The sequence below is a fragment of the Aeromonas sp. 603079 genome, assembly GCF_049172135.1.
GTDB lineage: Bacteria > Pseudomonadota > Gammaproteobacteria > Enterobacterales > Aeromonadaceae > Aeromonas > Aeromonas veronii.
This window is the reverse complement of the sequence record NZ_JAAKPX010000021.1, coordinates 69800-93630: the sequence shown is the minus strand read 5'-3', so window position 1 is coordinate 93630 and position 23831 is coordinate 69800. Positions and strand designations below refer to the sequence as shown.

General features: G+C 48.0%; 16 protein-coding genes. 11 read left to right on the top strand and 5 right to left on the bottom strand.

The features are described 5' to 3' along the window. Positions 1–456 precede the first annotated feature (456 nt). From dptF to G5287_RS16005, 6 genes are read left to right on the top strand one after another with little or no spacing between them, the layout of a single operon-like run. On the top strand, positions 457–2076 hold the full coding sequence (gene dptF, locus G5287_RS16030; protein ID WP_421231551.1) for a DNA phosphorothioation-dependent restriction protein DptF: 1620 nt from the start codon (positions 457–459) through the stop codon (positions 2074–2076). Positions 2077–2078: 2 nt separating this feature from the next. Further along, complete coding sequence (dptG, locus tag G5287_RS16025; protein WP_407958481.1) at positions 2079–3407, top strand: DNA phosphorothioation-dependent restriction protein DptG; 1329 nt, start codon at positions 2079–2081, stop codon at positions 3405–3407. Then, entirely contained in the window at positions 3388–8490 is a 5103-nt protein-coding gene (gene dptH / locus G5287_RS16020; RefSeq protein ID WP_421231550.1) for a DNA phosphorothioation-dependent restriction protein DptH, read from the top strand. Before dptG ends, dptH begins: the two co-directional genes overlap by 20 nt. Beyond that, positions 8490–9125 (top strand): hypothetical protein, encoded by a 636-nt coding sequence (locus G5287_RS16015; protein ID WP_421231549.1) that lies wholly within the window; start codon positions 8490–8492, stop codon positions 9123–9125. Before dptH ends, G5287_RS16015 begins: the two co-directional genes overlap by 1 nt. Beyond that, positions 9122–9823, top strand: coding sequence for a hypothetical protein (locus G5287_RS16010; RefSeq protein ID WP_421231548.1), 702 nt, complete (start codon positions 9122–9124; stop codon positions 9821–9823). The genes G5287_RS16015 and G5287_RS16010 overlap by 4 nt, the downstream gene beginning before the upstream one ends. Position 9824: 1 nt before the next feature. Next, a complete protein-coding gene (locus G5287_RS16005; RefSeq protein ID WP_421231547.1) occupies positions 9825–12020 on the top strand; it encodes a hypothetical protein in 2196 nt (731 codons plus the stop codon). A gap of 23 nt (positions 12021–12043) precedes the next feature. On the opposite strand, the gene dndE is transcribed toward G5287_RS16005, so the two are convergent. The 4 genes from dndE to dndB are packed head-to-tail and all read right to left on the bottom strand — an operon-like array spanning position 12044 to position 17130. Then, complete coding sequence (gene dndE, locus G5287_RS16000; RefSeq protein ID WP_421231546.1) at positions 12044–12409, bottom strand: DNA sulfur modification protein DndE; 366 nt, start codon at positions 12407–12409, stop codon at positions 12044–12046. Next, on the bottom strand, positions 12402–14381 hold the full coding sequence (gene dndD / locus G5287_RS15995; protein ID WP_421231545.1) for a DNA sulfur modification protein DndD: 1980 nt from the start codon (positions 14379–14381) through the stop codon (positions 12402–12404). Before dndD ends, dndE begins: the two co-directional genes overlap by 8 nt. Next, positions 14378–16042 carry a DNA phosphorothioation system sulfurtransferase DndC gene (gene dndC / locus G5287_RS15990; protein WP_421231544.1) on the bottom strand — a complete coding sequence of 555 codons (1665 nt, stop codon included), beginning with the start codon at positions 16040–16042 and terminating at the stop codon, positions 14378–14380. Before dndC ends, dndD begins: the two co-directional genes overlap by 4 nt. Beyond that, the gene (gene dndB / locus G5287_RS15985; RefSeq protein WP_421231543.1) at positions 16039–17130 is read right to left on the bottom strand and encodes a DNA sulfur modification protein DndB; all 1092 of its coding nucleotides are present in this window, start codon (positions 17128–17130) and stop codon (positions 16039–16041) included. The genes dndC and dndB overlap by 4 nt, the downstream gene beginning before the upstream one ends. A gap of 35 nt (positions 17131–17165) precedes the next feature. On the opposite strand from dndB, the gene dndA reads away from it, so the two are divergent. After that, positions 17166–18353, top strand: a complete 1188-nt coding sequence (gene dndA, locus G5287_RS15980; protein WP_421231542.1) for a cysteine desulfurase DndA — start codon at positions 17166–17168, stop codon at positions 18351–18353. Beyond that, positions 18350–19171, top strand: coding sequence for a restriction endonuclease (locus tag G5287_RS15975; RefSeq protein WP_211162445.1), 822 nt, complete (start codon positions 18350–18352; stop codon positions 19169–19171). The genes dndA and G5287_RS15975 overlap by 4 nt, the downstream gene beginning before the upstream one ends. Here the strand turns inward: G5287_RS15975 and G5287_RS15970 are convergent. After that, on the bottom strand, positions 19168–21195 hold the full coding sequence (locus tag G5287_RS15970) for a DNA phosphorothioation-associated putative methyltransferase (RefSeq protein ID WP_421231541.1): 2028 nt from the start codon (positions 21193–21195) through the stop codon (positions 19168–19170). The two genes, G5287_RS15975 and G5287_RS15970, sit on opposite strands and share 4 nt — an antisense overlap. A gap of 53 nt (positions 21196–21248) precedes the next feature. Here G5287_RS15970 and G5287_RS15965 point away from each other — a divergent pair, with 53 nt between their 5' ends. The 3 genes from G5287_RS15965 (at position 21249) to umuC (ending at position 23688) form a co-directional block, all read left to right on the top strand. Then, entirely contained in the window at positions 21249–21785 is a 537-nt protein-coding gene (locus G5287_RS15965; RefSeq protein ID WP_421231540.1) for a hypothetical protein, read from the top strand. Positions 21786–22004: 219 nt separating this feature from the next. Next, a complete protein-coding gene (gene umuD, locus G5287_RS15960) occupies positions 22005–22448 on the top strand; it encodes a translesion error-prone DNA polymerase V autoproteolytic subunit (protein ID WP_421231539.1) in 444 nt (147 codons plus the stop codon). After that, positions 22429–23688: a translesion error-prone DNA polymerase V subunit UmuC gene (gene umuC / locus G5287_RS15955; protein ID WP_421231538.1), complete on the top strand. Its 1260-nt coding sequence runs from the start codon at positions 22429–22431 to the stop codon at positions 23686–23688. The genes umuD and umuC overlap by 20 nt, the downstream gene beginning before the upstream one ends. Positions 23689–23831 lie beyond the last annotated feature (143 nt).

Sequence of the window (23831 nt, the reverse complement as noted above, 5' to 3'; positions counted from 1 at the left end):
TTCAATCTGCTCGACCAGTGCCAGTTTAAAAGTCAGTGAGTAATCGCGCTGTGTCCGTTTCACACCTTGTCCCATCGGGTTCTCCATTTATTGGGGGGGAAAGGTGTAAACCATATTCAGGACGGGACACTAACCAAGTGTCCGGATTTAGTTGACCACTACAGCCTGCTAGAAAGCACCAAGTGTAGCGTTCATCTGGGGTAGAGAGGAGGTAATGACATACAGGTTGATTTGGGAAAAAACGGCAAGAAAATCTCAAGAGTAATGCTATTTGTGCTGAGGGAAATTTAGACTAATAGCTGAATAAGTGGACTATGTGCCTGTATAAGATAAAAACAAATGTGAGTTCAGATTTGACGAACGTCAAGGATTCATACAAAGACTCATCCTTTCTTGTAGTCTCCCAATGATTCAATCAGTTAGTATCTGTCAGATATGAAATGATAGGGTTATACCGTGAGCACAATCTCCCTTCGCAAGGCCCTCGGGGTTTTGGCTAAATCTTCTTCCTTCTCGGTCAAGACGACAACACAACGTCAGAGAGATCTGTTTGATGACCTCAAGGATTATCTCTACGTTACACCCGAAATCGAGCATGACTTTGAGAAGTGTCTCCGTGCATTGCTGCCTGGTGAATGTGTGTTTTTATGCGGCAGTAGTGGTGATGGCAAATCTGAAATATTGTCACGTAGCTATGACCAATATAAAAACAGATATACCTTCCATCTGGATGCAACCCATAGCTTTTCGCCTCATCAATCAGCAATCGATGCGCTAAACGAACTCTTTGATCGTGCAGGAGACGGGGCTCAACCCCTGGTGGTTGGTATCAATATCGGTATGCTGGCCAACTTTGCCAAAGAAGGGGCTGAGCGGCACAGTGAGTTGCGTGGCGTGATCGAGCGTTTTTTGGATAGTGGCGAGAGAACGCAAGGGGCATATCACTTTCTGGATTTCGAGTCCTATCCAAAATTTCGTTTTAATGATGACGCTGGCAGCTATTCAAGCTTTATGCGTCAACTGCTCAAGCGGTTAACTCAGCCAACCGATGACAATCTGTTTCATGCTATTGCCCTTGCAGATGAGCAACGCCAACGCGACATGCGCCTCATCGCCAATTTCAGGCTGTTGGCCAATGAGCACGTGCAAGAGATTATCATTACCACGCTGTTCAAAACCCGTTTGATCAAGGATCAATTCATTACGACTCGCGCCTTGCTGGATCTGCTCCATCAGCTTCTGGCCGGGGAGCATTACCTCTTTGACAACCTGTTTCTGGCTAAAGACAGCGAGCTAAGCCTGCGTCTTGCTGACTTTGATCCTGCCTTGATTCATACCCAAGCGGTAGACCAGTTTGTGCTGCGTTATGAGCTGAATCTACCGGATGAGGCGCTGGATGCCTTTATGAACGAGCTGGCAAAACTGGGGCTCATATTCAACGAGCCTCGTGATAAAGCGGGTCAAGCCGCATCCCTTCTGCGCCTTTTTTATCTGCTTAAGGACTGTGACCTTGGCAATAACTACCATCACCAATTCAAAGTCGATTTTGAAGAGCAGGTACTTGAACACTATGCCACTGTCTGGCTGCAGCATAGTCAGTATCTTGGGGAGGGTGGAAGCCAGCTGGCCTTGCGCAATTTCTATGTGAAAGCGCTGATCCCGGCCATTTTTGTGTATGCCAACCGCAATGCCCCTGAGTTGTCAAAGCGAGAGCTTTCTCTTGGTCAATTTGGCCAGTGTCATGTCGCGGCACCTGTCGAGCTGAAAGCTGATTACAGCGCAATTCAGCGTCAGCATGTCGAGAAACACGATCATTTCAGCGCCTATCTGAAGGTTGATGATCAGCCCTTGGCACCAATGGCAATCAACCTCAATCTGTTTGAGCTGATCTGCAAGCTCAACAATGGCTATCGACCAAACAAGTACGACAAGAATGCCATCGTGTTGCTTGATGAGATGGTTGAGCAAATCCGCGCTGTCGCTAAAAAGAGCCCTGTTCTTCACTATTACGAAGGTGATCAGCATTACCGTCTTGGTTTGGATGACGGCATGATCACTGTAGAAGGAACCAGATAGCCATGTCTCTGTATCCAATTCCTGTCGGATTAGCTCCGGTTGATAAAAACAAGCTCACCAACTACTGGCCCATTCGCAACAAAGGCAATGAGTTTGACTGGGATACCGTGACAGGTGTCGTGCTCGGGCTTTCCTTGCGCAAGCAGGTGACGGCCTATGAATTCGAGCAGTTTAAGGAGGAGTGCAAAGCCCGGTTTGCAGGCAAGCTCGACGATCCTGATTTTTGGCAGGTGCTTGAGCGAGCCTATTTTTCAAATGATGCACTCTTTCATATTTCACCGCTGTTCCTGTTGTTCAAGGCCAAAGGGAAGAAGAGTGGGCAAGCCGATCTCAGCGCACCAGATACGCGGTTGTGCAAATTGTTTGCAGGTCTGTTGGGGGATTTCTTCCTGGAAGATGCGCTCGATGACAAGCTCAACTTTGTCGAGCAAGAACTGTTGTCCGTTTTGCAAGGCAGGCTGCAAAGCGGCAGCTTGGTAAAAAATGAGGATGAGCAACCTTATCTACCTTTTTTGAATGCCGTATTTCGTGAAGATATTCGCTTTTTGGCTGCGCATCCCCAGTATCTGCTGCAAGCCTTGCCTGGCACGCTCAAGCTGTATGCCTTTGCTTACTGTGCTCAGCTGGCACTGAATGTGACCGATTGGCAACATGAGCCCCAAAGCAAGCCTCTCTACTTTATTCTCGATTCGGAAAAGGCCAGCTCTGAACGTACTTCGGTAAAACGTTCTGGCTACAAGCTGCTGGCTGCTGCCAGCGAGCGGGTTTTCCCGCTGCTTTCCGCCCTTGACGTGCTCCAGTTGCCAGGGGATGCCAAGAAAAGACCGCTTTGGCAGGTTTATCACGATGCCACGCAATATGCTGACCAGACTCAGTTGCTGGAAGATTTGAACAACTATCTGCAGGCCTTTAGAGAGAAGCGTGGGTTACGGCCTGAGCGCCCTCTCACAAACAGCGTGGCAGAAGCCTTTGAGCAGCTCAAAGAGTTGGCTCTGGAGCAATTCCGTGATGCCAATACCTCCCGTGGCGGCGTGAACAAGAAATATGTCAAAGAGCTGGAGGAGAAGCTGCTCAGTGATTTTATTCAGGCACGGGGGGCCGCTGGCCGCACTCTGGTGCTGAATCAGGATCAGCTGTTGCTGTTGACCAATCTCACCATCGGCAAGGCCGACAAGCTGCGCCTGCACGATCTGCGCAAAGGCTTCGAGCAGCGCGGTTTTTATCTTGATAACCAGTCATTGCAGCAACTGGTCAGCTTCTATGAGCGCATGGGCAATGTAGAACGAATGAGTGACAGTGGAGACGCCGTATATGTCCGCAAGACCCTTTGAGCATTTTCTGGCCGAACGTTTCATCGAGTGGGTCAGTGCCGACATTGAACCCGGCTCTCGTTACCAGTTCAAATCCCCCAGTGCAGAAAACGGTCTGGTGCTCTATCAGTCACTGGTGACCTTTGCTGCCACAAATACTCTTGCTACGGCCGATGGCATTGACCTGCCATACGTAGAGTGCAATGGCGTGCGGGTTTTACCTGTGTTGCATGGTGAGGCTCCGGGATTTACCGAAAACTACATTTCCCGTTTGCGTGATCTGGTCGCAGGGCGCAGTGCAGAATTTGAAAAAGCTGCCCTGCTCATTATCCACAACAGCATGCTGGATACTCTGATCAACAGTGCGCTTGATTTGGGGGCGCCCGGTGCTGTCTGGCATCCGGATAGTCTCTCGCAGCAGCTTGGCGCGCTGATTGATGTTGGCAGCAGTAACAAGGAGCTGTCAGCCTGCCTGCTTGAAGAGCAACTGGCCCTCATCACCGAAGAGGGGGCGACTGTATTTGGTTTTGCTCCTCTGTTTAGTGCACTTGATCAAGATGGTGTTCTGGAGTTTGATGAGCTTCAGCTATTCAATGACCCGGTCATTTTGAGCTGGAGTGGCAAGAAGGCCCAGATCAGCAAGCGGCTCCAAGCAAACCGTAAGCTGCGACGCGAGATTGAAGATGCGGTTGAGCATTATGATCTCGATCAGCTCGAGAGTGTCCTGAAAGAGTTCAGCGCCAAGTTTATCCGCCAGCATTTTCAGGATGAGAGCTGGCGTGATCTGGAATTCGAGGCCTACCTAAAAGAGATTGACGCCAACAAAGCGCAAAAGTTGCTATTGGAAGAGGTGGCCGTTGACAGTGGTTCACTGCAACAAAGAGCCAAAAGCCAGAGCAAGGCGGGACAACGTGACCTGAGTCTGCTGATCCAGCTCCCGCCGGGAGAGAAAACCCTCAACCTCTCTTTGACCTTCATCGGTAATGATCTGGACGAGAGCCAGTTCAAACTGATGCACAATGGGCCGCTCAAAAATGCGGTCACTTATTCTGTCAGCCGTGTCGGTGGTAAACGTTGCTGGGCGACGGTGACCTTGCCCGTCACAGGAGAACCCACCTTTTTTAGCCTTGAGCTTAAACGCGATAACCGCTCCGAAGAGTACAAGTTCCGCTGTCTAGTGGTAGAGCAGGGGGATTTCTATTTCGATGAGTTGCTGCACTGCTTCCGAGTTGATGCGGGCAAGAAGTGGCTGACCCTGCTGCTGGAAGAGAACAAGTTCAAGGTCAACCCAGAGCAAGACGCCATCATGCATCTGGTTGACGATGAGGGCGAAGTGGACTGCAGCGCCTGTGGCTGGGTGAACTTTGATGCGCTGGCCGAGCAGAGCGAACAAATCCAGTTTGAGCTGGTCAATGGCGAGCGTCGCTTGCCCATCAATATTGAAGGCCCGGCCGCCGATGAGAGTATTTGCGTTCCGCTGCTGTTTGACCGGGACCGTTTCGCCAAGCTGCTCAGAGATGACCGTAATGCCGAGTATCTGCGGGCCAAAGGCAAGATCATTTTCGATAACAGCGAAAGTGGTGTGGCCGGGATCCGCCAGCAGCTGCTGAACCTCGAAGCTAGGATTGTTGATGAACGGGCCTTGTATATCGGTCTGACTGCCGATCCAATGCCACTTGCGGCGATTAGTGCAAGGTTCCCTGATTTGCATGGCGCTTATGCCGCCCTGTTTGACTATCTGCAACACCATAAAACCTTGCCGAGCCTGGTGGCCTGGGGTGACAGCTATTGCGCCCTGGTGCAGCGGGTGCTGGATGCCTACGAAGCGGCATTAAGCGAGATACCGACCAATGCGGTGTTGGCGCTCGAGCACAAACAGTTGATGCGCATCGGTCTGTGCCGCCAGGATGAGTGGCACCGCCTTAGCCCGCTGCACCCCTTGGTACTTGCCTATCACCTGCAACTGGTGGCCGAGATAAAAGCCGATCGCGATGAAGATGGCGTCAGCTCTTTTGCCGAATTGCCAGAGGTGACCCGCGAGCGCCTGGTGGCATCTGGCTTGCTGCCTTTCGTCTATGACAATGACTCTGGTTACGCCCATTTGCTGCCGGTGCGGGAGAACAGCTTCTGGCTCGATGTAGTGCCACAAAAGCAGGAGAGCTACAGCTACATCAAGCGTTTGGTGCGCGACAAATTGGCCGAGTTTACCCAGGCCTATTCCCGGCTGTTCAGTGCCGGGGCCAAGAGCACCCTGATCGTCAATGCCATCAATCAGGCGAGTGCGGCAGAGCTCTTCCTCGGTTTGATCGAGCACTTCAAGCTGCACAAAGAGCAGGCGATCGCCATTCATGTGAACTTCTACGATGAGCGGTTGCAATTCAATGACTTCGACCGCTTTGCCGAAACGGCCGCTTATGACGAGCTGAAAGCTTGGCTTGGCTTGAACACCACTGCGCTGCGTGCTGAGGCCGATATGCTGATCGACCTTATCCGCAGCCGTCTGACCTACAGCAAGTTCACCCTGCCCAACGAGCGTGAGCAGTTTGCCTATGCCCATCTGGCGTTCTTCCGCAACCAGGAGCCGGTAGAGTGCCATCCCATCAATACCGATGAAGCTCTGAGTGGTGTGCTGTGTGATGGCTTGATCGCCGGGGAAGCGGCCGAAACGAAAGGGGCGGCCTATTTCACCGCCTTTGGTCTGCGTGGCGTGCCCTATCAAGGGATACAGTCGCTGCGGGTGGCCCGCCTGCTGGGCAACCTGTGGCAACCGGCCAGCCAGAGCAATGCCCAGTATCTAGCAACCAGCCTGGGGCTGGCGGTCAGTGCCGATTTCAAGGCACTGCTGACCCGCTCTTATGACAGCGCACTGTGGACCACCATCATCGATCCCAAGGTAACCCTCGATTTCTTCACCAGTCAGCAGGATGTGGTGCTGATCCACTACTCGGATCAATACACCAGTGCGGCCGGTTATGACGCCATCACGGTAACCAAGCAGGTAGACCTCTTTAAACGCTTGCTGCAAAAAGAGGGTCACGGACAAGGTGAGACGTTGCTCTCCGAATTTAATGCCTTCAACGGCGAGTGGCTGCTCAAGCTGCTCACGGCCAACGACAAGGAGCGCAAAGAGAAGAACGGCATCATCGGTGCCTACAAGTTTGTCTCGGCCTTGTTGCGGCAATCCGATATCTGCTGGGTCCCCCTCTCTGTGGCCGAGATGATCCGCGTCTCCGGCAATGTTGGCCTCAAGATGAGCGACAGCGAGTTCTCCCGTCAGGTGCATGGGTATCGCAAAGGGGCCATTTCCGATGACGTGCTCTTTGTCGGCTTCAAGGGCAAGCAACTCTATCTGCTGCCTCTGGAGGTCAAGACCGGTGCCAGACCTGACTTTGCCTATGCCGGGCAACAGGCTCTGGAGCTTAAACGTTACCTGATGGAAGAAGTACTTGGCCCCAATACCCTGGCTGCGCGGCTCTACCGTGGTCTCTTTATTCGCCAGGTGCTGATGCAGGTCGACAAGCTTTGCCTCTATGAAGTGATGCAGCCGGCGCAGCTTGCACCGCTGTTGACCGAGCGGGAGTGGTGGCTCAAAGGGGAATATACCCTGTCCAGCGTGCCCGACTATCCCGAAGGCTTTGTGGTCGCCCATATCGAAAACGACAGCTTCTTTGTGCCTCACTACCAGATGACCGAGCGGGGGGTATTGCAGGTTGAACTGCCCTACGCCTTGCTGGGTAGCCTTATTCAGGCCTGTAGCGCTCCTGCGCTTGATGAGTTGGTGACCCTGTGCCATGTAGACCAACAATATCTGCTGGGGCCCAGAGAAGAGGCGGCTAAGCCTGAATCCGGCTCTCAACCGCAGCCAACAGAAGGGGGCAATCAGGCGGTGGATATGGCGCCAGTGGAAGCAGCCACTGATACCCAAAACACCGACCCGGTTACCCCAGTACCGGTGGAAACGGGACTGACCGGCGAGCCGACAAAACCCATGCGTATCCTGTTTGGCCACGAGGCGCTGCGGCAAACGCCGCTCTATTGGGAGCCGACCAATACCGCCCGCTTTATGAATACCAATACCGGCATCATCGGCACCATGGGCACCGGCAAAACCCAGTTTACCAAATCGCTGATCACCCAGCTGATGCGCCAGCAAGACAACAACGTCGAAGGCGCACGGATCGGTCTGCTGATCTTCGATTACAAATCTGACTATGTGGATGATGCTTTTAGCGAGGCCAACCAGAGCAAGCGGCTGCGGTTGTATCGCCTGCCGTACAATCCGCTCTCGCTCTATGGCGATATGCCGATGTTGCCGGTGCATACCGCGACCGGGTTTGCCGAGACCCTGGCCAAAGCTTTTGGCCTCGGGCCCAAGCAGCAGCTGCGACTGCGCAAGTTGATCCTCGATGCCTATGAGCTGGCGGGGATCAGCAAGTCTGACGCCAGCACCTGGTCAAGGCCTGCGCCTACCTTGGCCCAAGTGTGGGATCTCTATCTTGAGCAGGAGAAGGTGGAGGAGGACTCCCTCTATGCCGCGCTCGACTCACTGGTCACTTACGAGATCTTCGAAACCATGCCGGATAAGGTGAGCTCCCTCTATGAGCTGCTCGATGGTGTGACTGTGATCGAGCTGGCGGGCTACTCACCCCAGATCCAGAACCTGGTGGTAGCTCTGACGCTGGATCTCTTCTATTCGCAGATGCAAAAGCGCGGCAAACCGCAAGTCAACGGCGATTATCGCCAGATCACCAAGATGATCCTGGTCGATGAGGCCGACAACTTCATGTCGCAGGACTTCCCCAGCCTGCGCAAGATCCTGAAAGAGGGACGCGAGTACGGGGTTGGGGTGATCCTCTCAACCCAGGACTTAAGTCACTTTAAAACCGGGGAAAACAACTACGGCTCTTATATTTTGACCTGGGTGGTGCATCGCGTCGCCGAAATCAAGAATGCCGATATCAAGGCCATCTTTAATAAAGATGATAAGACCGAGCAAGAACAATTAATGGAAACCATCCGTAAGCTGGATAAGCACTTTAGTCTCTATATTGATGGAGATAAAAAGGTATCTATGATGCGGGATAGAGCGTTTTGGGAGTTATAATGCGTGAGTTTTTAAGTAGGCTGTTATGCCTGATTGTTTTTGCTCTAATGTCTATAATGCTTCCAGTTATATTTTATTTTATGTCGTTCGGTTACCCGTCCTCAGTTGATGAGATTGAGAAGTTTAGTGGTATTATTTCTGATATATCTGGACCATTGCTTTCATTTGTCGGTGTAATTGGTGTTGTAATGGCTATATGGGTGCAGCTTAATGAATTGAATGAGACCAGAAAGGAAATGCGGTTATCTACAGAGGCGTTGCAAAAACAACAAGAAGAGAAAACACGTGAGGTAGAAATCTCCTTGCGAAACTCTAAAAAAGAAGATTTGTTTAGGATTATTGATTTCTTGAATGCTGACATAAATTTAATTTTAGATAAGGTCATTGGTCACCCTATACATAGTGGTGTCAGCCTGTCGTTAGGAGAGCTAGTTATTTCATCTAAAAATAATATTTCATTGTTACAGAGTATAGATAAATCGACATATAGTGAGTTACAAAGATTAAAAAGACAACTGGATATGGTTGTTGAATATTCAAGTCAATATGATGTTATTAGTAGTGCAAAAATATCTGATATTGAAATGGATAAATTTGGTGAAGTATTAAATGTTTTAAATGAGCTTATTAAATGAAGATAAGTACCCAAGTATTAGAGTATACTGAGCTGCACAAGGCCAAAAATAAACCAGGAATTTACGCATGGTATGCCAAACCAAGTATTGGTGAGATGGATATATCTCATGATGATAACTTTCAGTCATTAATTAATATAATGAGTGGCTATATGACTGCTCATCATCCACCTATTCTTGACGTGAAGATAGAGGCATCATTTTATCACCGGTGGGAACATCAAATTGACGAAAACAGCCACAAAGAATGGCGTTCAAATCTAACAAATAAGATTAGGAAGCTTGATGAATTAGGCTTTTTTAAACATGAAGATGCAAAAAAAATAATAGTCGAAATGTTTAAGGCTACAGTACCATATATAGCATCACCTTTATATATAGGTTCAACTGGAAATTTATATAGGCGTCTAGATGAACATAAAAGAGAGTTAGATGAAGTATTCATGCTTACCAAAGGGGGGGCCAATGATATTGAAACTCACGAATTGGATTCGTTTGCTAAACGAGCTATTCATAGGAAGTTTCGACCAGCAAACCTAATGGTCTGGGTTATTTTTATTGAGTCAGAGTCAGAGTCAGAGTCAGAGTCAGAGTCAGAGTCAGAGTCAGAGTCAGAGGATCCTGGCTTGCGTTTATTATGTTATTTTGTCGAGTGGGTTTTGAACGGTTGTCACGCACCAAAATTAGGAGAGCGATAACATGAGCGATCTATTTAATTATGATAGTGTAAAAAAGAGTGAGTTTGATTGTGTTGCAACCGGTCGACTTGGTACGTTTAATAGTATTGCTGGTACTGTTGAATATATAATGACAACAGCTACACTAAAGGTAAATGCAGATGATGAGTCGTCAAAACTGACTAAGCATTTACTTCCAATCAGGGAAATAGTGGATGCAACTCAATTAGATTTTAATGAAATTCTTCAACGTGATTTAGATGATCATCGTGTTGCAACAAAACTAATTCCTTACTTATTGCAAGAGTCTAAAAATGGTCCATCATATTTTCCTCCGATTGTAGCAGTATTGTTACCATACAAGGATGGACGATTAGATGGAGAATTCCCTCATGGTATAAAATTTACCGATAGTGACTTTGCGTCATGGAGTGGAGAAATCTATGGCGATTATATGTCCCGAGAGGCTCTCGTAAATCCAAATACTCAAAAAAATCTTCCTCTAAACATAGGTCGTTATAAATGGAATTCCGATTTAACAAAATTGGTAGTTATAGATGGGCAACATAGGGCTATGGCATTAATTGCTTTATATAGAACGATTACATCTAAAGGATGGGAAAAGGCACAGCATGGGGGGGCTAAATTCCAATTCTATTATAAACAACGAATTGAGCGGTTATTTGAAACTTTAGGTGATAGAGATAGCTCAATTGAAAAACTAAAAGAAATGGAGTTTCCTGTAACAATTTTAAGATTCCCTGAAACTGAAACAAAACCGTTCAAGATTGCTAGAAAATTGTTTGTTGATGTTAATAAAAATGCAAGGCAGCCTAGTGAGTCTAGGATTAAACTTTTATCAGATAGCTCTCTGGTTGACATATTCACTAGGGAAGTTTTGAATAGATCAAAAGGTGGAGATAATAGCCTTCCTATCTATGCTATTGAATATGATTACCCTGGTGAAGGCAGTAGTTATACTCGTCCAGGGAAATGGAGTGCATTGATTAACTTGAATATGCTCTCATTGGCTGTATTACGGATGACTTTTGGCCCATCTAAGTACCTTGATAATATGAATATATCCTTTGGCGGTAAGGCTAATTGGACGGAAAAAAATGCATTTTTTAGAAAGAAGCTTGATATAGAAAATAACATCCCATATATGATTTCAGATGAAAAAGGAGAATATAATAGGGATGATATAAAAAATGATAGTTTTTCATCTTCAGTTCTACCAAGATTAAAAGACCTTTTCTGGGAGAAAGTTGGAAAACAACTTTCATATATAACTGCCAATATTCATCCATATAAAGTTCATATTGATGCATTAAATAAGCTAAAGCATGATTGGTTGGATGACGATACTGTCGGAGCTTTAGCAAAAGAAGCAATCTATAGTGGTGTTGGTGTGTATTGGACGCTACGAGATACATATCAACACTGGTCTGAGTTTGAGAGTGATACTACGGGTGCATCAGAACTTTCACTAGAAAAACCTGATGTAATAAAAGCTTGGCAATCAGTCTCTCACAGGGAGACGAGTTTCAATGAAACAAGAAACAAGATGTACTATGCAACAAGAGGTAATGAAATTCCTACTAATTCTAAAGCAAGTGTAGAGGTATATAATAAAACCAATACAAATGCATTTTACCTTGGCTTGATGTTAACTTATATGACGTTACGCCAATTTGCTTCGGTAAAACAAGAAGATCTAGAATTCGAAAAATTATTTGTTCAGGTTTTTAATACGGGATTGTTGGAAAAAAATAAAAAAGGGAAAGATCGTCTGGACATTTTTTCAACCAATATAGAAAATCCTATTAATTTAATATCAAAAATGGACACAAAGCATTTTGTATTTTTTAGATATTTCATTCTGGAAATATTGAATGCTTCCCCATTGTTTGAGGTTTTTGAAAAATTCAGTATAACTAAAGTTACGCTTTTAAAACTTGTTTCTGATGCTAGAAAAGCATATTTTTCATATCTAAAAAATGAAGAAATTAAGCGACTGGATAAAGACATTGCTATGCTTGGTAAATCAAAGAGCAATATTGAAAACCTGGCTATAATAAATGTGGCTCATAAGCTCAATGCATCACTATTATATTGGTTTGATTATGAACAGCTAGTGATTACACCTAGTGATTGTAACGAGACATCCACTGAAATTGAAAATATAAATTCATTTGATAATGATGAATCTGAATAATATCGTAATAATTAAAGAGCCGCTTATGCGGCTCTGTTATTAACTATACTATCTATAGATATAGCTTTAGATGAAAGATATGATATGCCTCTATGAATATGTAATTTGAAGAAAACACCAAATGGTATACGGATTATAGAGTTATAGCTATGATAACGCTGTAACAAGATAGATTGTAAAATTTCACTCTGCTCTCCTGTGAAAATCTTCCATGACATTTCAACCGAGCTATCGGTTTGAATATCTTCAAAAGGAGGGATAGATTCTTCTGCTAATGATAAACATAACGCCCAACGACAAAGCACATTCCAGTTCTCTATACCTGTCTTGCGCTTGATAACAATTAGCTGCTGTTTCGCTTTTTCTGACAAACGAATATTATCAATCATGTTTTCTCTCCGGGAAATATCCAGGATTTATCGTAGAGGTAAAATTTTGTTCCTCGAAACAAATATGATACTCCTTGGCTATATAAGGCTTGAGTTCCTTATAGTATTTGCCTTGGATCTCTTCATCGGTCGATAAAAGAATCACTTGAGGTGCAGCCTGTGGGAAATAGTGCTTGATTAAATGGCTTCTATGTTGTCCATCAAGGCGTCCCATGGGGGTATCAATAATCGTTGGTAACTCTTTACCTGACTCGTCGGCGAGCCCCCATAAGACGGCTATGGCCAGCAGTTGTCTTTCACCAGCGGAGAGCCGAGCAGGGGAGATAGGTTTATTATCTTGTGCATATAGAGTTAACACAAATGCATCAGCATCGATTTCAATCTTGGTGATTAGACTGTCTTTACGTTTGACCTGATTAAACTTGGAGATGATCTTGGTTTGTAGCTTATCGATATTATCTTTGATGAGATCTGCTTTAAAGGAATCCACAATATCTTGTAGTCTTCCCATATGAGCAAAGAGTTGCTGCTGCCGCTGCTGCTCAAAATCGATAGCATTACCTTGTACCCGAATTGAGGTAACCTGTATTTCTGCCTGTTCGATATCAGTTACCAATTTTTGTGCAGCTACAAGTAAATCATCTTTTTCTTTTTTAGCCTTGTCAAGTTCACTATCTGCGCTCACTGAGCGTGTAATGATATGTTCTACAGATGCAAATTCAGGAATGGCAGCTAGTTGCTGTTCTACGAATTGCAGCTCTTCGTACAATTGTTCTTTTTTCTGAATCAGATATGACGCTTCCTGCTCTTCGGCAGCTATCCTTTCAGCAAGACCATCGAAAATTGCAGGGCTACTGTTTAAATAGCAGGGTTCAGAGTAGAGCTGATCAGAAGCCTCTCTCTCTTTAGATAACTCGGTTTGCAGAGACTGGATGATACTATGATCCGTTCCTCGTTCATTTAATAATCCAAATATTTTATTCTCTTGGTTAATAAGTAAAGAGCGAGCGGTATGATAGCGTTTTATCTCATCTTCTTTATAAAGCTGAGACTTGGTCTGTTCTATTAATGAAGAGACAAGCTTCAAAGGTAAGACCCCAGCAGCAAGTTTGATCAACTCGCTATTGATGCCATCTATCTTTGTTGTAATTTCAACTTGTTGACGAGAGATCTCATCTTTTTTATGTAAAAGATGAGCTCCATTATCTTTCAGTTGTTGTCGCCAATAGGCGACTTCTGCTTCTTTATCTAGAATCTGTTCATCTATATCAATTAGGTTATTCTGTAATATCTTTTGAGCTTCCCGAAAGGCTTCAAGCCGAGCTTCAGCTTCTTCCAGTTTCACCTTTTGCTTGGGATCCAGCAGCTGGTTTTGACCGCGTTTTTTAAGCACGTCAAGGTCAATATTGAGCTGTGACAGCAATTCAAGACCGAGAAGGCTTTCGATACCCGTCTTTACCAGACTAGCGGAACGAGCGGGATCTGCAAGATGTTCAATTTTTTCACCGTCAAAAAAGAACAGTTCAGATAGTGATTGCGGGATAAATTCATTGATAAATTCTCCCCAATGCTCACTCAATAGTGCATCTGGATGACCGTTATGGCTAACAACAACAACTTCTTTGCACTCTTTGTCAGCCTCTTTCTCCCAAGCTCGATTTATTTCATAAGTATGATCTTTCCCGAGAATGGTATGTCTGAAGCGCAGTGAGAGAGAGGCTTTTTTTTCCGTTGCATAACGATTTATCGCCTGCTCCAGATATGCTGGATAGCTAAGGCGACCACGATTGGAGCATTTGGCATGCTTGCCATAGAGAGCCAACTGCAAGGCATCTAAAAAGGTTGTTTTACCACCACCATTGAGTGCACCAAAGAGGATTATCGGTCTTTTATGATCGGGGCTATCAAGGTCAACCTCATGGCGTCCTTTATAAATACCAAAATTTTCTAACACGAGTTGTTCAAAAATCATGCTGATAGCTCTTCAATATCAATTTGTTCATCTTCCAAGAAATGACTATTGTTCGTCAAAGCAAGTTGCAGCTTCTCATTTTCCCACAATAGTTGTTCTTTATCCTGCTCAGGTAAATTGGGCTGTAATAGCTTTATCTTGTTTTCATTGAGTTTTCTTTTCAGTGCAAAGTCTCTGGCCTCTTGAATATTGTTGAAGGCCATGGTCTGCAAGCTTGTATCCAGCTCTTTATATAGATTTGCACGACGCAGCATATTGCTATGCTTATCTTCAATTGAGATCAGTGTTCTAATTTGTTCGTATAGTAACCCATCCGGATCATTGTACGTGGAGCATTTATACCTCAGTTTGCTCATCACATTGCTATTCAATAAGCTATGGTGTGAGCGTTTGGTACCGGGATACTTTTTTCCCAGCGCACGTTCATAAATATGAGGGACGCTATCTTCGACTTCGTGTTTATCTTCCACCCATATATGACGAATTGCTTCCAAATCTTCCAAAGAGAGTAGTTCTAGGTTGCGAACTTCATCTGGACCTATCTCTTGTACGAGTTTTTGTGCTTCAAGCACTTTTTTGAGCATATGCTCTCTAAATGGCTGCCGATAAGGACCACGCACCAGATCTGCTCCATATTCATTGATATGAACGGTTAAGGAACCATTCATTCGACGAAAATCACGACGCTCCTTGTCAGCCTCTATTTTTTTACCTTTACGCTCTTTATTTGAATCATTAATGTCGATTTCGTTGCGGAGCTGCAGTAGAGGCAACATCCACTCTTTTTCAGTGTCATTTTGAATCATGGCTGCCATAGATTTATCTTCACCTACCATGGTACAGACATAACAGCCAAAACGACTATCTCCACAACTAGGTGTTGACTTATCAACGACCAGAGGACATTCACCATCCGCAGTTGCACCTTGATACATACCAAGTAGCTCTTGATTTTTAAAACCCCATGGATTTTTAACTTGCATCAGGTATTGCCAGACATCGTCATTACTCCAGTCGGCGATAGGAGTATATATCCAGACACGATCAAGCTGTTTGTTAACAGTTAATCCAACAGCGCTACGAGTATTATCTTCTCTGTTCTCGTAACTTTCCATTGTTGCTGCTCTTGTCGCGCTCTCCGCTTTTCGCGTACCAAGAACAAGAATCGCCTCACCGTTATTTTTAACGACTTTCTTAATAAAGTTATTAGATGGACTGATTTTTAGTCGATCGGTACACCAGCGAAACTTATAGCGAGGAGCAGGGTAACCACGACCAATCAAATTGACCCAGAAGCGATCTTTTACTTCTGGTGTCAGGCGATGTGGAATAATATTTAAGTGTTGCTCAGCTACCGCTTGTCGCATCTGTTCCAATGAGCGTCCTACCCACATGGCAACAATCGGATTTTCAACAAGCGTATCAGTACTGATCACATGGACAGGCTTATTGGCTTTACCTTCGGCATGCAGTTCTTGCATGGCATACCACACTAGTTGGAGTATAGCGGTGGAGTCTTTACCACCACTGTAACCAATTACCCAGGGGATCTGATCACTAAGATAAAGTGATTTGGTGCGGTCAACCAAGAACCGAATTGTCTCTGTAAACCCGGCCGCATCAAATGCGGAGCGGGAAGGGGTATGTATTTCGGTACTCATGCCTTACCTTTTCTAAATAGATATTCAGCTTGTTCCTCTCCTTCAGAGAGGGGGAGGCCAAGGTGTTGTTTGATCAGTGTTGCAGTTAATAACGTCGTATTTGATGTCTTTTGAATACGGCCAGCGATTAGAGCCCGACCTTCCCATATTTCTGCATTTTGACGTAGCCAATCTAGTGTCAATAGCCCAGATAGGGATTGCTTCAGGTCATAATTCTTTTCAAGAAGAGCCTTACCAACCAAACCTAATGCGTGCAGTGTTACGGCATGGCTATGGATAAAGTCTTCACGAACTTCCCCAGCAGTCAGTTTGGATAGCCTGACGAGTTTCCATTCTGGTATGACATTATCTACTTCATTCCAAAAACGGCATGCCTCACGGGTCGCTTTAGTTATGTCAATACTTTCCCAATTGCTAAACAAGGCATGAGTTGCCTGATGAATAGCGCTAAGAGTAAAGAGTTTGCGGGAGCGTTTACCAAGTTTGTTTTGCTCCATATCGACAATCCCTTTAAAGGCTTTGGATTTGGATGCAACAGCCCGAGCGACAGCAGCACTCTTATCTCGTTGGTCGTATGCGATGGCCAGAGATTTGCTGGCTTTGACCTGATTCTGATTGAGGTCTGTAAACATCTGCTGTGAACGCGCTAATCCCTGATCGAGGAAAAAAACCACAGAGATGCTTTCATCTGCCAAGGATGGATCTTCTTTTAGGGCTGCTTCAATCGCAGCTCTGCGATGTTGTCCATCATTGATGATAAATTGTGCGTCCAACCCAATTCTGAGGGCCCCGATACGGCTCGCTTCACCACTGGTTCCCATTGGTTCAAATCTCACATCTCCGTCAATCGAGGCGGTGATGGCAGAAAACACGTAGGAATCTCTATTGCGAACTATATAGTCAGCCATCACCGGGATCCGCCCTACGTTGAGGGTTCTCTGTGCGCGCAGTTCAGGCGAGAGATCCTCATCATCAAACCTGAAGATGCGTGGCAATAGCTTGAGAGGACACATTGACACGTAGTACTCAGAGCCCGCCTGGATACCACGAATTGCTGGAAAAACGAACTCAAAGGAGGGTTCAAACATGGTAACCTCTTGCGCTCCACACTGTATGTGACACCATGTCGATGGGTTCGAACAAAAGTCGTGTGTACGTACGAACATTGAAAGAGGTGGCAAGGATAATGGCAGTTTACTTGGATTGCAATGCGACAACCCCGGTTTCTTCAGGGGTCGCAGAGGTTGTCATGCGCTATATGACTGAGGAATATGGTAATTCTGGGAGCCGTACTCATGAGTTCGGGGTTGTAGCAAAGCAAGCTGTTGAGAGGGCGAGAGGGCAGGTTGCAGCTGTTGTTGGTGCTGACAAGTCTGATGTCTATTTCACCAGCGGTGCAACCGAAAGCAACAATTTAGCTATTTTGGGACTGGCTCAATATGCGGAACAGCAGGGACGCAAACATATCATCACAACGCCTATTGAGCATAAGGCTGTATTGGAGCCAATTGCTCAACTTGAGGCTAAAGGATTTGAGGTCACGTATTTGCCGATGGATTCTTCAGGCATGGTGGATCCTGCGCATCTTCGTGATGCATTGCGCCCCGACACCGCGCTGGTTTCGATCATGCACATTAATAACGAAACTGGGTCTATTCAGCCAATCAGCGAGTTGTGCGAAGTGCTTACTTCCCATGATGCTTTTTTCCATGTAGATGCGGCTCAGAGCTATGGAAAATATTCTGAGGTTCTTGAAGATCCACGTATCGACATGATCAGTGTCAGTGGTCATAAAATGTATGCTCCAAAAGGTGTGGGTGCTTTGTTACTGAAGCGGCGCAATTTTAAAAGGGCACCTCTTACCCCGCTGATGTTTGGTGGTGGGCAGGAGAGGGGCTTGCGCCCAGGCACTCTTCCTGTTGCCTTGATTGCAGGTTTAGGTCAAGCCTGTGAAGAAGCCAAACGCGATAGCGAGCAGCGTCGTCGTTATTGCGAGCAGATCAAGGAGCAATTACGTTCTGCCCTTCGCCCGCTCGGGTGTATTGAAAATGGCCAGAACACGGCTAGTCATGTTTTGAATGTCTCAATTCCTGGGATCAACTCTGAAGCGGCACTCGTTGTGCTTAAAGGTATCGTTGCGTTATCGAATGGTTCTGCATGCACCTCTCAAAGCTATGTGCCCAGCCATGTCTTGGTGGCTATGGGTCTAGATGAAGAAAGAATTGAAGGTGCGATACGGATCTCTTGGTGCCACATGACAAAAGACATACCATTGGCAGAACTTGTTGATCGGATTAAGAAATTACAGTGACTAATCGAACCATCGTTGAAGCAGCTAAGCAGGCTTTGTTATTGATTGGGCATTCTGCCTCGGTAGATGAGGTGTATGACGTAATCGTGACACATCAGCTATATGAGTTTGGGGCCAAATCACCTCACTCGGTGATTCGTGTCACCATGGATCGTCACTGTGCCAACAAGTCACTAGGCTCCATGCATAAGCAGCGTTTTTTCCAAAAGAACGATGATGGGTCATATGAGCTGCTGTCAGATGTGAAAGAAGTCCTACAGCCTGAACAGAATACCTCTTCTTCGGAACAGCAACGCTCTGCTCAGGAAGTTGAGAACTATATAGAGCAGATTCTTGATTTGGCTGCTGTCCAGCGTGAGAAAGTAAAAGCTGAAATTTTAAGCAGCCTGCGGAGCTTTTCTCCTGAGCAGTTTGAATCGTTTTGTCGCTTATTTTTATCAAAATATGGATTTACTCGTATGGAGTTAACATCTCGTGGTCGAGATGGCGGCATTGATGTAAGAGGATTGTTGAAAATGGGGCTTGCTGAAATGCGCGTAGCAGTGCAGTGCAAGCGATATGCAGAAGATAATAAGGTCGGGCGTCCATCAGTATCTGCATTTCGGGGTGATATTACCGGCGATTTTGAGCAGGGAATATTCATGACGACCAGCGGATTTACCAAAGAAGCTGAGGAAATTTCATTCAAGCCTGGCTGTGTTCCTATTATTCTGATTGATGGTGAGCAACTGGCAGATATTATGATAGATAAAGGAATTGGTGTTCAGCGCCAGCTCATTGATGTATTTGATTTTGATGCCTCATTGTTTATCAATTAACGTTTTTTGCCTCGATGTATTCGGTAACCAATGATTTTCATATCAGCATGATCTAGTGCACTGCTAAATTGAGAGCGGCTCAGGTTGAGGTCCTGAGCCAAGTCTATTGCTAGTAACTTGCTCAATCTTTGCTCCAGCGCTCGTTGTGCCTTGAAGCTCGGATCATCCGGTGCCATCAGATAGCTTTTGTTGAGCAGTGGTGGCCGGGTCTGCTCATTGATGTAGTCAAAGAAGTCGACCTCCTGCTCGGCCATCTTGATCTTGACCCGCTCCACCAGATGGGGGATGGGCTTGCTGAAGTCGTCATACCCCATCAGGCTCACCTTGCCGGAGCGGATGTGCAGCTTGATCACGTCGATATCGGTCAAGTCACCGTAGAGCTGGCAGGCCGCCCCGAGGTAGACACGCAGCAGCGGCGGTAATTGCGGAATAAAGCATTTGTGCAGCAGCAGTGAATGGCTGGGATAGAGCAGGCTGTTGGGGAGCTGTTGATGGGCCAGCTCGCAGGCCTGGTTGATGAGGGCGATATCCGCAATCTGGTAGAGCAGTGCTCTGGCTGCCTGCTGTGCCTGCGGGTTGCTACCGAAAAAGGCTTTGATATCCCGCTGCAGCTCGCTGGGGTACTGGGTATAGGCTTGGCGTTTGCCAAACAGGTTGAGTGCCAGGTAGACCAGCAAATCTTGCTGCCGCTCCAGCTCGGCCTGCTTTAACTGGGCAAGGTCAAAATGCTGGCCAAGCAGGGTCATGGCTTTGCGATGACTGCCTGCTATATCTCTTAACTCGTCGCTTTGTTCAAATTCGTCATTGGCCGGGATTCGGCCAAGGGTCAGCGCCCGCTGCCAGAAGGCTTCAAACAGCGTTTGATGACGAGTGATCAGTAGTGCTGCTGCGGCCTGATTGTTGGGGGTGGGCGAGGTCAGCTGCTGCCAGCTGTGGCTTCGGCGTTGACGCTGTGCCAAAAAGCGTTGCTCTTCGAGCTTGTCTTTGAACACGTAAAAGATGCCGGGCCCAACGGCGATGGCATTTTCATCCAGTGTTTTGTCTATGTAGTGCTTGAGCTCGCTTTGGTTGTAGTAGCGCTGAAAGGTGTTGCGCGAGGTGATAACGCCATCTTTATAAGGGGTGAACTGGGCAATAAAGCTGTCGTTGGCCAGCATGGCCGAGACGACCAGCAGGGTTTGGGTCAGCTCCCAGGCGCCGAGCAGCGCCTCCATTCGCTCATCTTGATCCTCAATCACGTTGATCACAAAACCGAGATTGACCAGATGGGAGATCACCTTCTCGCCATCCGGGCGAAAGTTCGGGTCCCAGCCCAGCGCGTCAATACCGTGTGCTTCGAATTCCCGCAGGTCATCCCCTCGGCCGCAACCGTAATCAAACAGCGCATAGTCGCCGTTGAGATAACCATGGCGTGCCAGCATCTTCATGGGGGCCGAGAGTTCATGACGAACCAGCGCGGTTTTATGGCGATCAATTTGTGGGCCACCCTCTTTGGGCGGCAGGGCGGAGATGCGAAACAGGCGCCCATCAACCAGTTGGTAGCCGTGTCTTGCGATAAGCCGTTCCCACGAGGCTTTGAAGCCAATCATGCGGGGATGATCGTAAAGTCCCGCCAACTCCCCCTCTTCGGTGATCTGGCGACAGCTCTCTGCCTGTGGGTGATCGGGGGTCAGCATGCACTCTTTGCGATGCAGAATGGGGGGATTGTCCTGGCTGTCGTAGCGGGTAACGGTATGGCTTAGTTTGGCCAGGTCAACGGTCACGCTCTGCTTGAGGCTGGGGTAGGCCTCTTCGAAGAAGGTGGGGTAGCTGAGCAGGGACAGCCTAAAGTCCTGCTTTGCCAACTTCACCAGATCCCATTCACACTCCGGCAGTTTGAGCGCTTGTGCCACCGCACAGACAAAGCGGTAGAGCTGTGGGCTGGTTGTGGCCAGGGTCTCTTTGTGCAGATAGACCGCGTCGGGCAGCACTTTTTTGTATGGCAGGGCAGCGACCAGTTGCGTGAAGCGCTCGGGGGTCAGCATCAGCACATTCCTTTGAGTTGGGTGAGTGTCAGCCGCTTGGGCATTCGTCTTCCATGGTGAGTGGTGAGTTTGACCAAGGCGCGGTTTTGTTCGGGCCCATAGCTGATATGCAGTGGCCGGTCTGGGCCATAGAGATAGAGACGATCAAACGGGGTGTGCTGCGCCAACCAAAGGGCTACCTGATAGCTGTTCTTCCCTGGGTATATCAGATCAACCGCGGCCCCTTGCCGAGGACAGACAACTCTTCCTCGCTGATTGAGTTCACAGGCCGCATGTTGATCCAGTGTGGGGGCTATACCGGGCGAGGCGTTGGAAAGAATAGCTTTGCGCAGTGTTACCCCGCAAAACCCATAGGTCAGCAATGGGTGACCAAATTCTTCTACCAGAGGGTCGAGAATATACGTTGCCAGTTCACGGTAGGCCAGCCAGCTCTCGGCTTGTTCAGGCAAGTTTGGGCATTGGATGCGTTGCCAGGTTTCACCACAGTGAAACAGCATCTCGAAGGTGAAATGTTGGCTGCAGGATTCCTTTATATCTATGGAGATGCCCCCAAACAGCTATCACAAATGGAAATGAACATGCCACGTTAGGCTGGGAAACCACATTCTGCCTTTACGGTATTATCTGCGGGGTTCCTAGCCAGAAAGCAAAAATTAGCACGCGGTGAGCTTTTCCTGCCATGCCCTTTTGTTGGTGGAAGCATTGGAACTGTGAGTGTGCGTGTGATTCATGCATCTGTGGATGAGGACTTGCGCTGGTTCAAAGGTGGTGCGCTATAATGTCTGTATATAAATACAGGTGTTGTTGCCATGAAGCTGTTAACCCCAGACCCATCACCCGCCGATGTGACCATCCCGCTGTTCTTGCACCGCGCCTCTTGCGGCTTTCCCAGCCCAGCCAGCGACTATCTGGAAGGGAAGTTGGACCTCAACACCCACTGCGTGCCGCACCCTGCAGCCACCTTCTATCTGCGTGCCGAGGGGGAGAGCATGACCGGGGTCGGTATCTTTCCCGGTGACTTGCTGGTGGTCGATAAGAGCCTCACCCCGCGCCATGGTGATGTGGTGATTGCACTACTCGATGGCGGCTTCACGGTAAAGACCTTGCAGCTCAAGCCGAGGTTGCGGCTGTTGCCAGCCAATCCGGCGTTCGCGCCTATCGACCCTTGTATGAGCCTCTCCCTGGAGTTGTTCGGAGTGGTCACCCATGTGATTGGCAATCTGAGGCAGCGTGATGGCTATAGCGCTCGTTGATGTAAATAACTTCTACGCCAGCTGTGAGCGGCTGTTTCGCCCTGAGCTGCGTGGCCGCCCGATCGTGGTGCTCTCCAACAACGATGGATGCGTGGTGTCGCGCAGCCCCGAAGCCAAGGCGATGGGTATCAAGATGGCCGGTCCCTACTTCAAGATCCGCGAGCAGTTCGAAGCGCATGGTGGTGTGGTGTTCAGCTCCAACTACGCGCTCTATGGCGATATGTCTGGCCGAGTGATGAGCACGTTGGAGACCATGGCCCCCGAGCTGGAGGTCTACTCCATTGATGAAGCATTCCTGTCACTGTCGGAGTCGTTTGCCGGGGACCTGACAGCCTATGGGCAACAGATCCGGCAGCGAGTGTGGCAGTGGACCGGCCTCACGGTAGGGGTCGGGATTGGCCCCACCAAGACCCTCGCCAAGCTGGCCAACTATGCAGCCAAGAAGTGGCCTGCCACTGGCGGCGTCGTGGACTTGCGTGACGAGCTGCGCCGTGCCCGGCTGATGGCTATCACCCCGGTGGACGAGGTGTGGGGCATAGGACGGCGCTTGGGAACCAAGTTGGTGGCACAAGGCATCAACACCGTGGCTGACCTGGTGGCTAGCGACGCCAAAGGGCTACGCGCCCAATACGGCGTGGTGGTCGCGCGGATCGTACAGGAACTGCGTGGCCTGCCTTGCGCAGAGCTGACCGTTGAACCGGCGGCGAAGCTGCAGATCCTCTCGAGCCGTTCCTTTGGTGAGCGCGTGACTGACCGTGGAGAAATGGCCCAGGCGTTGTCAGGCTTTATGGCTCGCGCAGCCGAGAAGCTGCGGGCCGAGGGGATGTGTTGCCAGCGGGTGCACCTGTTCGTGCGAACCAGCCCCTTTGATGAACGAGCCCCTTACTACAGTGAGCAGGCTGGCGTCCGGCTGGTCTGCCCTAGCGATGATACCCGGTTGTTGCTGCAGCAAGTGAACGTGCTGCTAGCGCAGATTTGGCGCGACGGTTACCGTTATCAGAAGGGGGGCGTCATGCTGAGTGAGTTCACCCCCAAGGGGCAACAACAGGCAGATCTCTTTGCCCCGTCCTTCGCTCAATCAGATGCGCTGATGGCAGTGATGGACCAGATCAAAGCCAAGGGATTGGGGCGCGTAGGCTTTGCCAGCCAAGGCACGGGGTCGCCTGAGTGGATGATGAGACAAGAGCACCTGAGCCCCTGTTACACCACACGCTGGGAGGACCTGCCGGTGGCGAGGTAACCAACTAAGGCACAAGGAGCCTGCTACTTGGCTGTAGTAGGACGTTTTGGAAGTTAGTCGAATTTGAGTTGAGAGAAAACAGGGAGAGTGGATCGTTCACTGCGAGGGGAATGCGGCAGAGCAAGCGGTGAGGGGGAGCTGGC

Excerpts from the sequence above, each read along its gene's own strand:
- G5287_RS16005 (WP_421231547.1), top strand. The coding sequence starts at position 9,825 with ATGAGCGATCTATTTAATTATGATAGTGTAAAAAAGAGTGAGTTTGAT.
- dndD (WP_421231545.1), bottom strand. The coding sequence starts at position 14,381 with ATGATTTTTGAACAACTCGTGTTAGAAAATTTTGGTATTTATAAAGGA.
- G5287_RS15970 (WP_421231541.1), bottom strand. The coding sequence starts at position 21,195 with ATGCTGACCCCCGAGCGCTTCACGCAACTGGTCGCTGCCCTGCCATAC.
- dndA (WP_421231542.1), top strand. The coding sequence starts at position 17,166 with ATGTCGATGGGTTCGAACAAAAGTCGTGTGTACGTACGAACATTGAAA.
- G5287_RS15965 (WP_421231540.1), top strand. The coding sequence starts at position 21,249 with ATGGTGAGTGGTGAGTTTGACCAAGGCGCGGTTTTGTTCGGGCCCATA.
- dndE (WP_421231546.1), bottom strand. The coding sequence starts at position 12,409 with ATGATTGATAATATTCGTTTGTCAGAAAAAGCGAAACAGCAGCTAATT.
- umuD (WP_421231539.1), top strand. The coding sequence starts at position 22,005 with ATGAAGCTGTTAACCCCAGACCCATCACCCGCCGATGTGACCATCCCG.
- G5287_RS16010 (WP_421231548.1), top strand. The coding sequence starts at position 9,122 with ATGAAGATAAGTACCCAAGTATTAGAGTATACTGAGCTGCACAAGGCC.
- dptG (WP_407958481.1), top strand. The coding sequence starts at position 2,079 with ATGTCTCTGTATCCAATTCCTGTCGGATTAGCTCCGGTTGATAAAAAC.
- umuC (WP_421231538.1), top strand. The coding sequence starts at position 22,429 with ATGGCTATAGCGCTCGTTGATGTAAATAACTTCTACGCCAGCTGTGAG.
- dptH (WP_421231550.1), top strand. The coding sequence starts at position 3,388 with ATGTCCGCAAGACCCTTTGAGCATTTTCTGGCCGAACGTTTCATCGAG.
- G5287_RS16015 (WP_421231549.1), top strand. The coding sequence starts at position 8,490 with ATGCGTGAGTTTTTAAGTAGGCTGTTATGCCTGATTGTTTTTGCTCTA.
- dndC (WP_421231544.1), bottom strand. The coding sequence starts at position 16,042 with ATGAGTACCGAAATACATACCCCTTCCCGCTCCGCATTTGATGCGGCC.
- dndB (WP_421231543.1), bottom strand. The coding sequence starts at position 17,130 with ATGTTTGAACCCTCCTTTGAGTTCGTTTTTCCAGCAATTCGTGGTATC.